14 protein-coding genes are annotated in these 13,284 nt (G+C 39.4%); all 14 read left to right on the forward strand.

The window, feature by feature from the left end:
- Positions 1 to 183: 183 nt before the first annotated feature.
- Positions 184 to 1,563: an MFS transporter gene (locus PH210_RS28535; RefSeq protein ID WP_289989940.1), complete on the forward strand. Its 1,380-nt coding sequence runs from the start codon at positions 184 to 186 to the stop codon at positions 1,561 to 1,563.
- Positions 1,564 to 1,599: 36 nt separating this feature from the next.
- On the forward strand, positions 1,600 to 3,156 hold the full coding sequence (gene hutH, locus PH210_RS28540) for a histidine ammonia-lyase (protein WP_289989942.1): 1,557 nt from the start codon (positions 1,600 to 1,602) through the stop codon (positions 3,154 to 3,156).
- A gap of 92 nt (positions 3,157 to 3,248) precedes the next feature.
- Positions 3,249 to 4,433: an AraC family transcriptional regulator gene (locus PH210_RS28545; protein WP_289989943.1), complete on the forward strand. Its 1,185-nt coding sequence runs from the start codon at positions 3,249 to 3,251 to the stop codon at positions 4,431 to 4,433.
- 205 nt (positions 4,434 to 4,638) lie between these two features.
- The gene (locus tag PH210_RS28550) at positions 4,639 to 5,916 is read left to right on the forward strand and encodes an MFS transporter (RefSeq protein WP_289989946.1); all 1,278 of its coding nucleotides are present in this window, start codon (positions 4,639 to 4,641) and stop codon (positions 5,914 to 5,916) included.
- Positions 5,917 to 6,008: 92 nt separating this feature from the next.
- On the forward strand, positions 6,009 to 7,523 hold the full coding sequence (locus PH210_RS28555; RefSeq protein WP_289989948.1) for an AMP-binding protein: 1,515 nt from the start codon (positions 6,009 to 6,011) through the stop codon (positions 7,521 to 7,523).
- The gene (locus PH210_RS28560; protein ID WP_289989950.1) at positions 7,520 to 8,194 is read left to right on the forward strand and encodes a GntR family transcriptional regulator; all 675 of its coding nucleotides are present in this window, start codon (positions 7,520 to 7,522) and stop codon (positions 8,192 to 8,194) included. Before PH210_RS28555 ends, PH210_RS28560 begins: the two co-directional genes overlap by 4 nt.
- A gap of 12 nt (positions 8,195 to 8,206) precedes the next feature.
- Positions 8,207 to 9,037, forward strand: a complete 831-nt coding sequence (locus PH210_RS28565; RefSeq protein WP_289989952.1) for an enoyl-CoA hydratase/isomerase family protein — start codon at positions 8,207 to 8,209, stop codon at positions 9,035 to 9,037.
- Positions 9,038 to 9,050: 13 nt separating this feature from the next.
- A complete protein-coding gene (locus PH210_RS28570) occupies positions 9,051 to 10,190 on the forward strand; it encodes an acyl-CoA dehydrogenase family protein (protein WP_289989953.1) in 1,140 nt (379 codons plus the stop codon).
- A 284-nt stretch (positions 10,191 to 10,474) separates the two neighbouring features.
- Complete coding sequence (locus PH210_RS28575) at positions 10,475 to 10,837, forward strand: hypothetical protein (protein ID WP_289989956.1); 363 nt, start codon at positions 10,475 to 10,477, stop codon at positions 10,835 to 10,837.
- Between the two features lie 48 nt (positions 10,838 to 10,885).
- A complete protein-coding gene (locus PH210_RS28580) occupies positions 10,886 to 11,080 on the forward strand; it encodes a YkvS family protein (protein ID WP_289989957.1) in 195 nt (64 codons plus the stop codon).
- Between the two features lie 165 nt (positions 11,081 to 11,245).
- Positions 11,246 to 11,431, forward strand: coding sequence for a hypothetical protein (locus PH210_RS28585; RefSeq protein WP_289989959.1), 186 nt, complete (start codon positions 11,246 to 11,248; stop codon positions 11,429 to 11,431).
- Between the two features lie 143 nt (positions 11,432 to 11,574).
- Positions 11,575 to 12,120 carry a Gmad2 immunoglobulin-like domain-containing protein gene (locus tag PH210_RS28590; RefSeq protein ID WP_289989962.1) on the forward strand — a complete coding sequence of 182 codons (546 nt, stop codon included), beginning with the start codon at positions 11,575 to 11,577 and terminating at the stop codon, positions 12,118 to 12,120.
- Between the two features lie 489 nt (positions 12,121 to 12,609).
- Positions 12,610 to 12,861, forward strand: coding sequence for a hypothetical protein (locus tag PH210_RS28595; RefSeq protein WP_289989964.1), 252 nt, complete (start codon positions 12,610 to 12,612; stop codon positions 12,859 to 12,861).
- A gap of 127 nt (positions 12,862 to 12,988) precedes the next feature.
- On the forward strand, positions 12,989 to 13,284 hold a 296-nt coding region (locus PH210_RS28600; RefSeq protein WP_289989966.1), incomplete at its 3' end, for a transposase.

Genomic DNA, 13,284 nt, shown 5'->3' on the forward strand with positions numbered 1-13,284 from the left:
CATCACAAAATATAGCAATATTGTGCTAATAAATCGAATTATCCTCTAGAGCCTTCTTTCTTTTAAAATATTATAATTTAGTATACTAAAGTGAAAACGGATACAGAAAAGGGAGTGGAAAGGCAGTTATTTTTTTGTTGTAATAAGTCTGAAAAATCAAACAAAACAGAAAAGGAGACTTTTATGAGCAATCAAAAATATTTAATCGATGATGCCCCGCTTAATAAATTTCATCTTCGGATTACCGCCCTTACTTTCGGTTCTAATTTTTCAGATGGTTATGCTTTAGGGATTATTGGAATGGCGCTTTCCTTAATAGGGCCGCAAATGAAACTAGGCGCTATATGGGAAGGATTAATTGGAAGCTCCGCTTTAATTGGCCTCTTTTTCGGGAGTCTGTTCCTGGGAGGGTTATCCGACCGGATTGGCAGACAGAAAATCTACTTAGCTAATTTTCTAATTATCGGGGTTGCCTCTGCTTTACAGTTCTTTGTGAATGATCCATGGACGCTGTTCATTTTACGCTTATTGATAGGGATTGCCTTAGGAGGAGACTACGCGGTTGGATCGACTTTACTCGCTGAGTTTGCCCCTAGAAAGTATCGAGGATTATTGCTTTCTTCTTTAAATGTCCTCTGGACAGTCGGTTATGTTGTTTCGAATATTGTCGGTTATTATTTACAAAAATCAGGCCCGGAATCTTGGCGATGGATGCTGATGAGTGCTGCTATTCCGGCTTTTATTTTATTAATATTACGCATCGGTACTCCAGAATCGCCACTTTGGTTAATTAAAATGGGGCGTGTGGAAGAGGCTCGTGCCATTGTAAGAAAATATATTGGACCGAATGCCATCATGGATGAAACCATTAAGTCTCATTCTGAAAAAGCCTTCCGTATGGTCGACCTTTTCAGCAAACAGCTTTGGAAACGTACCACATTTGGATCATTATTTTATGTATGTCAGGTTGTACCGTATTTCGCGATTTATACCTTTCTTCCTACAATCTTAAGTAAAATGGGATTTGAAGAGACCTTCAGTGTGGATATGCAGCTTAACCTTTTCCTTTTAGCGGGAGCCATCGTTGGGGTTTGGTGTACAGAAAAGCTTACGCGCAGAGGTTTCACCATTTATACGTTTATCATTCTTACCGTTTCTTTATTTCTACTAAGTGTATTGCCTAAGGATTCACATACCATTGCGATCATTATTTTTGCCACCTTTACATTTGTGATGTCTGCTGCCTCCAATCTAACGTTAATTTATCCTGCCGAACTTTTTCCAACAGAAGTTCGCGGGTCAGGTGTAGGTGTCACCACTGCTGTCAGCCGAATTGGGTCAGCCATTGGAACCTTCCTGCTGCCCGTTAGCGTTAGTTCATGGGGAATGGGACCATCGTTAATCGCGATGAGTGTGGTTCTATTGATTGGAACCATTGTTTCGATCGCATGGGCTCCAGAAACAAAGTATCTGTCGATGAGTGATGTCAATAAGCCAGAACTTGAAACGGGGACCTCTCCAACCATCGATTCTGCGCTTTCAGGAAAAAGAAATTTATCATAAGTTTTATTTTTAGATAAAGAGGTAGAGGTGTGTTAGATGACCAATAATGAATCCTTACACCCAAGAGATATAAAAGAAGTTATTCTTGGAGATCATGAGCTTTCAATTGATGAGGTGGTTGCTGTAGCAAGGTATTCTGCAAAAGTTTCCTTTTCAGAAACATACCGCAGCAGGGTGAAAACATCACGCGGGTTAATCGAAAAGTTTTTACAGGAAGAACGCGCGATATATGGAGTGACAACTGGATTTGGCAGTAATGTCACAAAAGTGATTTCGAAGGACGATGCAGAAATCCTACAGCGGAATATTGTTCGATCCCATGCTGTTTCAGTAGGGGAGCCACTGGAAAAAGAAGTGGTTAGAGCGATTCAATTCACGATTCTCAACCATTTAGGGCATGGGTTTTCGGGAGTCAGTTTAGAGGTTTTAGAGCTTATGGTCGGATTATTGAATCATGATATTTTGCCGGTTGTACCCGGTGATGGTTCAGTGGCCTATCTTTCTCCTGAAGCACACATTGCTTTAGTTTTAATGGGGGAGGGCAGCGCCTGGTATAAGGGCGAACTCCTTTCAGGGTGCGAGGCTTTAGAGAAGGCCGGATTAAAGCCCGTTACTTTAGGTTGTAAAGAAGGACTGGCACTTCTAAACGGTACTACTTCCGTAACAGCGTTTGCCGCGCTCGCCTTATTTAATGCGATTCAAGCTGTCAAAACGGCAGATATTTCGGGAGCCATGTCGTTCGAAGCGTTAAAAGGAACGATTAAAGCTTTTGATCTTCGCCTGCATGCGGTAAAAAAACACGAGGAACAGAGCAATACGGCCCTGAATTTAGTCAGAATTCTTCATGGAAGTCAAATTGCCGAACAGTACAAAGATTATCGGCTGCAGGATGCGCTAAGTCTTCGCTGTATTCCGCAGGTCCATGGCGCCGTAAAGAAAGTATTGAAAAATGCATTGGAAAACCTAATGAATGAAATGCAGTCCGTTAGTGATAATCCCATCATCTGGCCTGAAGGTGATGATGGAATCGCCCTCAGTGGAGGTAACTTCGACAGTTCCTATGTCGGAATGGATGCTGATGCCATGTGTATCGCGATGGCGAACTTAGCCAAGATTGCGGAACGCCGGATTGATCGATTGGTGAATTATCATGTAAGTGAACTGCCTAACTTCTTAGTGGTCAATCCTGGTTTAAATAATGGATATATGATTCCGCAATATACAGCTGCCGGTTTATTAAATGAAATCAGAGTTCTTTCTCATCCAGCTACCATTGATAATGTCACCACTTCTGCCAATCAAGAGGATGTGGTGAGTTTTGCTTATTTTGCGGCTAAGAAAGCTTATCAAATTTCTAAGAAACTTCAATATATTTTAGCGATTGAATTGATGTTGGGCACGCAGGCTTTAGATTTCTATGAATCATTGAATCCATCACCCGTAACAGGGAAGGTTCATCAGTTTATTCGGGAGAAAGTTCCCACTGTACAAGAGGACAGATTTTTCCATCCTGATATAGAGATTATTTACCAACACATCCAAGAAGGAGAAATCGTTATACTAGTCGAACAGTTAATTGGAGAAATAGAATAGTAAACATTTAAGGAGGAAGCCACTTTATCTATAGAGAGAAGCGGCTTCTTTTTCTTTCAATTAGAATATAGGATGAACGAGGGGGAATGAACATGAAGCAAGATTCAAACAGCGCTGCTTTTTCCCATCTTCTGCTCTCTGGAACGCTTGTTCATGAAGGGACATTTGAAGAAGTACAACAAAGGTTCGGAATATTTATTCACCCCCATTTAGTGATGGTTATTTCAATTGATCGTTATCCCGATATAGCAAGCCGGAATTCTTTAGAGTGGAGAAAAATGATTGGTCAACAGCTGGTGGGAAAAATGGAAGAGACAGTCCGTATTCCATTTCTCTGGAATTGGATTGAGGAAGGGGTTCTTGCCCTGCTTTTGGAGTTGGATGAAAAGGACTCAGAAGATGAGTTTAATAGTAAAATGCTTAATATGGCAAAGGAAATTCAGCTTTCTATTCATTCGAGTGACCTTTCTGTATCAATCGGAATCGGAAAATATTATGAAAATCCATACCTCCTTTACCAATCCTTTATAGAAGCAAGGAAATCCATGTCAGGACGTTTTTTTCAAGGAAATCAATTAATCTTTCATTGCGAAATGGAACGGATTCAAGAGGCGTCATTCATCAATCCGTTTAGTGAAGAAAAGGCAGAACTGCTAGCCCTTGTTAAAATTGGGGATGTGGAAGGGAGCATTAATCGTTTGAAACACCTCATGGAAAAAATAGCCGAGGCTTGTCATTTTAATGAGGATATTTTCAAAACAGAAGTCGTGTCCATTGTTTTATTACTGTCTAAAAGGGTGATGGAATCAGGCGCCAATGCCACAACCATCCTGACAAACAATACAAATTTTATTCAAAACTTGTATCATATCATTCGTTACGATAAATTTGTTCATCAGGTTTGTGAATATGCAGTTTGGCTTACAGAGCAAGCCTTGAACACGAATCAAATGGAAGTAACTCCTTTAATTCAACAAGCGATCGATTATATTAAAGAAAACCATCAGAGGAATATGACCCTGAATGAGATAGCACAATATTGCTGCTTAAGTCGGTATCATTTTAGTCATTTGTTTAAAAAGGAAGTAGGGTTAAGTTTGATTGACTATTTGAATCGCTTGAGAATTGACAAGTCTTTGTCGTATTTAGAAATGACGGACCTACCCATCAGCGAGATCGCTGCCAGAACAGGATTCCCTGATGCCAATTATTTCAGCCGTATGTTCAAAAAGTACATGCAGTTCAGCCCTACCGATTATCGATTAGCACGAAATTGAATTGAGACCAGGCCCATGGAGACGGTTCTTAATGGTTTATGAATACCATGAGAACCGTCCCTGTGGGTCTTTTTTGGAAATTTAACAAAAATACATAGGAATAAAATACAAATATATTTATATATTTTTATACTAAAGGGGGTGCCTGTTCGAATGAACAAAACGTTGAAAAGGCTTACATACAAAGGAAAGGGAGGCTTTTCTAATGGGAATTATGGCGCAAAATCCATCTTTGGTTGGTAATTCACTTTACACAGAAGCTGAAAAGAGAAACATCATTCTAGCAGCCTGCCTTGGCTGGGGACTGGAATTTTTCGACTTGCAGTTATTAGCCCTTTATGGTCCTCAAATCATGGCGTATTTCGGAATTGATAAAGCTAATTTCGGTATGTTAGTAACGGTTCAATTAATAGGGACAGCTCTCGGTGGACTTCTATTTGGCTGGTTAGCCGATAAATACGGACGTAAGCGCGTATTAACATGGACGATTTTAGTATTTTCGATTTCGACCGCTTTAGTAGCTGTTTTTCCTTTCCTGACGGCGATATTTATTCTTAGATTTATTACCGGATTAGGGACCGGCGGAGAATGGGCGATTGGTTTTTCCTTGTTAAATGAAGTGTGGACACCTAAAAGAAGAGGTTTAATGGGAGGAATTGTTCAGGCTTCCATTTGGCCGGCTTATGCGATTGCTATTTTTGTCAGCTCTGTCGTTGTGGACTGGAGAGTGGGCTTCCTATTGGGAGTATTGCCGGCACTGGCAGCATTATGGGTACGTATTAAATGTCCCGAATCAAAAGCATGGCTTGAATACAATGAATTAAAGAAAAGTGGGAATCTGCCAAAAGAAATAAAGGAACAAAGCAAGCGATCACCTATGACACAGTTATTTTTAAAGGACATGATTAAGCATACCATCCTTGGCACCATAATCGTATTTGGCGGGCAGTATGCCTACTATGTATTTAGCTCATGGATGCCGACCCTATTCACAGAAACCTTCCAGCTTTCGCCTGCTGCTAAAGCGAATATCTTATATGCCGGGTCAGCTGTATCGTTTATTTCTTATATATTGGCCGGATGGGCCAGTGATAAATGGGGAAGGAAAAAAGCATTCCGTATTTTTGCCTACACCGGTTTAATCGCGTATGGCTTATTTGCCCTATTAAACTATTTGGGCATGCCGCTCGGACCAATTGTGGTCGTGTATATGGCAATCTCTTTTGGAATAGGCTTTTTTGGTATCTTTGGTATTTGGTTCGGAGAATTATTTCCAACGCGTGTTCGAGCAAGCGGTTCCAGCTTCTGTTATTCGGTCGGCCGCGGTATTGCGAGTATTGCACCTGCCATAGCCGGGTTCCTATCTGTTAAATATGGACTAGGCGGGGGAATATCAACCGGTTTTATAGCAATTATCGTCTTGTTAATAGCTTCCATCTGGATGAATGACCGTAAGGGAAGAGAAATTGGTGCCATTGAATAAATAACGATTAAAAGCCAGTGGTAAATTTACAAAGTTCATCCTACACAGCATTTGTTGCCATTGGCTTACTCTAATTACGAGGGGAATTAAAGATGTTAGTAGGTAGATTATTAGAAGAGCAAGCAGCTGTACTAAAAAATAAAACCTTTATCATACTAGACGACGTGAATTACTCTTTTTCAGATTTTAATAGGATGGTCAATAAGACCGCGAATTTTTTAAAAGGGCTGGGAATCAAAAAGGGGACTCATGTTGCGATGATCCTGCCAAACCATATCGATTTTCTTCTTTTATGGTTTGCCCTTGCCAAAATGGGAGCCGTCATGGTGCCCATCAATACATCCTTAAAAAAGGATGGCTTGGGCTATATTCTCAAACAGTCCGATAGTGAATACTTGTTTCTTCATAAAGATCTCGATCCTTCTATTAAAGATGAGGGATTTTTCCGAATTGAAGTTAGTGATGGCGAACTCATCGAGTTAACAAAAGAGTTTTCGGATGAATATAGAATACCTGAATCCCTGCAAATCTCTGATCCTATGAGTATAGTCTATACCTCAGGCACAACCAGTTTACCAAAAGGTGTCGTGAATAGTCAGAATGCTTATGTTGAAGCCGGAAAAGATATGGCAGAATTTTTAGGCTTAAAGCACGATGATTTAATGTATATCTTTTTACCGCTTTTTCATGTGAATCCCCAATTTTATGGAGTAATGAGCTCGTTATACAATGGCAATTCGATTCTGGTTGGCAGGAAATTTTCGGTTTCGGAATTTTGGGATTTTGCAGATAAGCACAGTTTTTCTGTTTTTACCTATGTGGGTACGGTGTTGTCTATTTTATGCAAAAAATCGACCTCGGCACAATTTTTCAAAACGATGGTGCGCTGTGTGGGCGGAGGAGCTCCGCGTCAGGTTTGGGAAGAAGTGACGAATCGCTTAGGAATAAAAGTCATGGAATTGTATGGAATGACAGAAGTTGGCGGCTTTACAACAGGCAATAACGAAAAGGATTGGAAGTTTAATAGTGCAGGTAAGCCAAGGGAATCGATGGATGTCAGAATCTTTAAACCTGGCGATGAAGAGTGTAAAGCTGGCGAAAAAGGGGAAATTGTCGTCCGTCCTATAAAGCCATTTGTCATCTTTGATGGGTACTATAAACAGCCGGAGAAAACGGTGGAATCGCTGGCCAATCTCTGGTTTCACACCGGTGATCTCGGTTATTTTGATGATGAAGGGTTTTTACATTATTGCGGGCGTTTAAAAGAAATAATCCGTCATAAAGGGGAAAACATCACTCCATTTGAAATCGAGTCGACGATTGGAAAATATAGTGATATTCAAGAAAGTGCCGCTGTAGGAATCGCCGACGAGCTGGCGGAGGAAGAAATAAAAGTTGCGCTCATCTTAAATGAAGGTGCCAATTTTTCATTAGAAGTTTTCGTTGATTACTTAGAGGAGAATCTGCCGAGGTTTATGGTGCCAAGATATATTGAAATCCTCGAAAAACTGCCAAAAACAGCGACTGAAAAAATTGAAAGACATAAGCTAGCGTATCTGTCAGAAAACGTGATTGATATAAAAAAACTAATGGAGAAAAAGATATGATCAATCGAACCGTAAAAAGGAGTGCTCAAGACGCAGCCTATGAGTTTGTGCTGAACCAAATCACCTCTGGTGAATGGGCGCCTGGAACTCCGATCGTAGAAACGACCATTACGGAGGCATTAGAAATAAGCAGGACACCAGTAAGAGAGGCATGTCTTCGCCTTCTATATGATAACTATTTGGAAAAGCTGCCGAACAATCGGATCCGGGTGGCCAGTGTGACGGCGAAACAGCTAAATGAAGTCTATACGGTTAGGCAATTTTTAGAAAAAAACATTATTGAAGAATTAATCTCCAATCTAACCAACGATGCCATTTCCGATCTTGGGAACATCATCAATTACTTAGAGGTTTCTGTTGAAATGAACAATATTCCCAAGACATTTTTCTATATGGATCAATTTCACGAATACCTGGCCCTTTTTTTAAAAAATGATATCTTGCTATCGACACTGAATGTCATCAATGGACACATTGCCAGGTACCGTTCTCTGATGGTATCGGAAGTGAAGAGAAAAGACCTGGAGAGTATTTATGAGAATCATACCAATATTTATCGAGCGATTGTCAATAAAGACAAGGGTGAGGCGAAAAGCTTAATGAAGGCTTGGAATGCTAACAGTCAGCGTTTTTTGCAAAAGCATTTAATCAAGCTTGGGTACTTTTTATAATGGGAGGGGCTTATGGAAAAAGATCTAGTATTTAAAGTGGAAAATGGAATTGCAACGATCATATTAGACCGGCCTGAGAACTATAACGCTTTTAGTGTAGACATGATTAAGAATTGGATTAAAGCGCTGGAAACGATTCGGGATGATGACCAAATTAACGTAGCCGTTGTAACAGGCCGAGGCAAAGCTTTTTGCGCGGGAGGGGATTTAAAGGCATTAAAAGACAAAAAAGGCTTTTTTATGGAGACAAACAGCGAAGGCGATTTATTTCATGCGGACAAGGCTTTGGGTAGAAAAAATAGTTTATGGAAGTTAATTCAACGAATCCCTTTATTATTAGAGGAAATCGATAAACCAATCATTGCAGCGATTAATGGTGACGCCATTGGGGCCGGGCTGGATATGGCGCTGATGTGTGATTATCGAATTGCCTCCAAAAATGCCCGTTTCTGTGAAGGATACATCAAACTGGGGGTCGTTCCAGGGGATGGCGGCGCGTATTATTTGCCGAGGATTGTCGGCGTTTCGAAAGCGTTAGAAATGTTATGGCTCGGAGATATGATTCATGCAGAAGAAGCGGAGAGGATTGGTTTAATCAATAGAGTAGTAGAACCAGAATCTTTAATAGAGGAAACAATGCGTTTTGCAGAGAGGCTGGCCAATTCTCCTGCTATTGCCATCCGCATGATTAAACGTGCCGTCTATTCAGGCTTGCGGACGGATCTAAGAACTTCATTGGATTTTATTTCTTCGCAAATGGCGATTGTAACAGAAACCCAGGACTTTCAGGAAGGCGTCAATGCGTTATTAGAAAAGAGAAAACCGAAATTTCAGGGACGTTAAAGGAGGAGAGGAATTGGATTCTAAGTTGTTTGCGGTTGATGTTGAATTTCAAGAGGAAATCAGAGCCTTTACTGCAGAATTTATTGCGCCGACTGCTCATATGAGAGATAAGGAAGATCTTTATCCGCTTGACGAAATACGTGAAATGGCGAAACGCGGGTATACCTCTTTTACGGTGCCGAAGGAATATAATGGACTGGGCAGAACCAAGCTGGAGAGTTGTATCCTGATGGAGGAAATCGCCTATGGCTGTGCTTCTACGGCTGTATCGTTAATTACGATTTTCCAAGCAGAAACGATGATGCTCTTATTTGGAAACGAGAAATTAAAAAACAAGTATCTGCCCCAATTCCGCGAAGGGCTGATTGCGTCTTACGCCTTAACGGAATCTTCAAGGGGTTCTGATATCAGGAGTCTTGACACAAAAGCTAAAAAAGTTGGAGATAAGTGGATATTAAATGGGAAAAAGACCTTCATCACGAGCGGGTCAGCTGCCGAATTCTTTATTATTCTGGCTGAAACGGATGTTGGTGTTTCTGTTTTTGCCGTGGAGAAAGGTATTCCTGGTGTTCGTACAGAAGTCGGGGAGCTTTGCGAAACCTTTGGTTTAAGGAACGGGCCTCATTTAGATGTTTATCTGGAAGATGTTGTTGTGCCAGATTATTGTTTGATCGGTGAAGAAGGTAAGGGATTAAAACAAGCCGTTATCACATTAAACAACAGTCGCACCCTTGCGGCTGCGATTAGTGTCGGAATTGCCAAGGCTGCTTATGATGAAAGCCTTAAATGGGTGACCAAAAGAAAAGCCTTTGATCAGATTGTGTATGATTTTCAAGGGATTCAGTGGATGTTTTCAGACATGTTAACTAACATCAATGCCGCCAGATTGCTTACCCATAAGGCAGCATGGATGCATGACAACCATTTAAACCCCATTTCTGAATCTAGTCAGGCCAAATTATTTGCTGGTAAAATGGCCACGAAAGTATGCTCTGATGCCATTCAGGTTTGTGGTGCCCAAGGTACTTCCACTAATTCACCTTTGGGTAGATTTTTAAGAGATGCCAAAGCGTATGAAATCGCAGGAGGAAGTAACGAAATTTTGAAAAATACCATTGGGAAGGAAATAAAAAAGGAAATAAGTAACTTGTGACCAGATGGATGATTCCACTGGTTTTTTATGCAGAAAGAACCACAGGGACGCTTCCGCTGGAAATAACAGCTATGAGAACCGTCCCCCTGCTATTTCTAGGTATTTTATCCTAAAATTTTGTATTTTTCACAATAAACACTACATTTTACATATTCTAATATTATAGTTTTCTTACTATAATTATAGAACCTAGCTTAATGGGAGCAACTAAAATATTAATTTATATTTTTATGTGTTTGACTTCATTCACATTGGTTTCAAAATCCATAAAAGGAGGTGTTTAAATGTCTACTTGGATCATTGTTATTTCTCTAATTTTCTCCCTATTGATCATACTGGAGGAGGCAGGCCCTTCTATTTTGAAGCACTATTTAAACCAAACGAACAATGGGAAGCAACTGAAAATGAAGAAAAGAATGATAGACATTATTCCTTCTTTTATGAAAAAACTCCAATCAGATGGTTCTCAAAATTTTTTAAGCAGGAACCTCAAGAAGGATTTAATGGTATCTATATATAAGGCTTTTAATAAGTCATTACAAATGATAAAAAGTGGCTATGGCATAAAGGCATTCAAGACGAATACAAATCATGAAATGATTCGGTATTTGAAGAGATTCTCTATTACGAAGGTCATAAAAAAATAAACCAACAACAGGCTTTGAAGTTAGAATGATAAAATTGGAGGGAATAAAATGATATTCAAGGCAAAGAAGATCGCAGAAATAGGAGATCAAATCTTTTTTAAAAATGGAATCAAAGGGATCGTTGAGAAGGTCAATGAAAATTCAGTCATTGTAAATATAACCGAAAATAGGACGGACTTGGAGTTTGGAGGAGATAGAACCGTTGTATCACACAAAAATTACAAGGTTATTGATTGTGCATGAAGCGAAAGGAGATCATTTATCCTCAATCATATATGAAACTTTTTTTACTCCATTCGATATATATTTAAATATGTAAGCGTTTTCCTTTGTGCGGTGAACAAATAGAAAATAACTTAATGACTTTGGACCTTGGGGGGGAATCTAATAATTAGGGGGAAACGACCAATGAAAAATGATCTATCCTATCCACTGAGCGAAAAGGAATTGAAACGATTGTCATTAGGAACCGTTACCAAGAAACTATTTGATTTACACGTACAAGATCCAAAACGATATACCGCTGAATTTATCTTGAATGAATTATTTATCTATTACAGTAACCTGCAACTGGATATGGAGGAAAAATACTAATGGTGTGAACCATTAATATCACCTGGAGAAACACACGGCATTTCAGATAAGAAAATATCGTGTGTTTTTTTGTGGCGAGTAATTGGGGAACATTATAATACACCTGATAAAGTGAATAAAATTTAATAAAAGGGGGGCAAATAGTGAAAAAAATCGCGTATATGCTTGCTATAGTAACAGCCATAATTGGGTTAGCTGGGTGTAATCAACATCAGGATGAAAAAACAAATCAAAATGATCCGAAATCGCATGCACCAGAGGATAAGACAAATCAAAATGACCCGAAATCACATGCACCAGAGGATAAGACAAATCAAAATGACCCGAAATCACATGCACCAGAGGATAAGACAAATCAAAGTGATCCGAAATCACATGCACTAGAGGATAAGGTTTATGCAAACAAAGTATTTAAAGATGTGGCCTTAGCTGAATCAGGAGATAAAATCATTGTAACAGGGAAGGCTCAAGTCTTTGAAGGCGTGTTTCAATATGCTCTTTATGACGGAGAAAAAGTGCTGCTCGAAGATAAATACCAAACAGAGGGTGCACCTGCCTGGGGAAAATTTGAAATCACCTTTGCAAAAAAGTTAGTAACAACGAATGACACCAAATTGGAATTATTTGTGTATTCAGCGAAAGATGGTTCAAAAGTGGACACGTTAGAAATTCCCATTCCAAAACCTTAGTTTTTTACGGAAGTTTATTGGGAACTATCTAGAGGAAACGTATATCGGGCAGCGATACACCCTCGACAAAAAATGTGATGGAGAAATCGACCATTTTTTCACCGTATTTCATGGAAGAAGCCCATAGGAGATAGGCTTTAAGTATCTTTTAATTAAACGTTTGTGTAGTGTAGGAAAAGAAGATAAATTGTAGAATCAAGTAGGTTGAAACGAATCATATCATTCCCTGGGGAATATTGTCGTTTTATCTGATATCTTAGGAGTCGTGTACGACTACGGGAAACATTTAATAAAGTAAACTTTTTTCAACTATTGCAGGATGTTAAGACTTTATTAAGAATAATGGGCTATCTTTAAGACAAGCTTTTTCAAGACCCCCTTATATATTTTTTATTGGACGCCCTCAAGGATTGTTTCGAACAGTCTTGAGGGCCATTTTTTTATGTTATAAAGCGAACGTATGTTCTATAATAAGGGAGAGGTGATATTATGGAGTTCCTAATGGATGTTAACTTAATTATCGAAGGTTCAGGTGTTTCTACAGGTGGATATTTTTTTGCAAGGAAAAAAAGTGAAATTCCAAAGGTAGCCTATCAATTCATACAAGACAAAAAAAGGGAAAGCGGATGTCGCAAAATGGTCATTAAAAAGGTGATTGTTAACGGGTCAGAAGATATCACTCAGGTAGTAAAAGAAATAGAAAGCCGGCCAATTCCCCAAATGGATGATATCTATTGGTAAAATCCAATTAATGGAAGGTTAGTCAATAAAAAGCCCTGCTAATTGATATTATCCCCTTTAAGTAGACAGTGTAAAAAAGCCCGCTAATTTGGCGGGAATGATACACTACTACTTGGAGGGGATTTTTATGGCTAAAAAGGGGACAAAATTTCAATCCTATACAGAGGAATTCAGGCGTTTAGCAGTTGAAAGATATATAAATGGTGATGGCAGCTATCTGACTCTCTCTAAGGAGTTAGGATTGCCAAGCCCTACCCCATTAAAAACCTGGGTAAAAAAGTATGAGGAAGGCAATCAGCTTACCGATCAAAGGGGAAAACTTTCTTCTATTGATAACCCCCTTATAGGACGACCAAAAACAAAGTTCGAAAATATAGAACAAGAACGGGATTATTATAAGGCTCAGGTTGACTACCTAAAAAA

The sequence above is a fragment of the Paenibacillus sp. BSR1-1 genome (genome assembly GCF_030403775.1).
In the GTDB taxonomy this organism is placed as follows: Bacteria; Bacillota; Bacilli; order Bacillales; family Cytobacillaceae; genus Neobacillus.

Excerpts from the sequence above, each read along its gene's own strand:
- PH210_RS28580 (WP_289989957.1), top strand. The coding sequence starts at position 10,886 with ATGATATTCAAGGCAAAGAAGATCGCAGAAATAGGAGATCAAATCTTT.
- PH210_RS28585 (WP_289989959.1), top strand. The coding sequence starts at position 11,246 with ATGAAAAATGATCTATCCTATCCACTGAGCGAAAAGGAATTGAAACGA.
- PH210_RS28595 (WP_289989964.1), top strand. The coding sequence starts at position 12,610 with ATGGAGTTCCTAATGGATGTTAACTTAATTATCGAAGGTTCAGGTGTT.
- PH210_RS28550 (WP_289989946.1), top strand. The coding sequence starts at position 4,639 with ATGGGAATTATGGCGCAAAATCCATCTTTGGTTGGTAATTCACTTTAC.
- PH210_RS28535 (WP_289989940.1), top strand. The coding sequence starts at position 184 with ATGAGCAATCAAAAATATTTAATCGATGATGCCCCGCTTAATAAATTT.
- PH210_RS28555 (WP_289989948.1), top strand. The coding sequence starts at position 6,009 with ATGTTAGTAGGTAGATTATTAGAAGAGCAAGCAGCTGTACTAAAAAAT.
- PH210_RS28575 (WP_289989956.1), top strand. The coding sequence starts at position 10,475 with ATGTCTACTTGGATCATTGTTATTTCTCTAATTTTCTCCCTATTGATC.
- PH210_RS28560 (WP_289989950.1), top strand. The coding sequence starts at position 7,520 with ATGATCAATCGAACCGTAAAAAGGAGTGCTCAAGACGCAGCCTATGAG.
- PH210_RS28565 (WP_289989952.1), top strand. The coding sequence starts at position 8,207 with ATGGAAAAAGATCTAGTATTTAAAGTGGAAAATGGAATTGCAACGATC.
- hutH (WP_289989942.1), top strand. The coding sequence starts at position 1,600 with ATGACCAATAATGAATCCTTACACCCAAGAGATATAAAAGAAGTTATT.
- PH210_RS28545 (WP_289989943.1), top strand. The coding sequence starts at position 3,249 with ATGAAGCAAGATTCAAACAGCGCTGCTTTTTCCCATCTTCTGCTCTCT.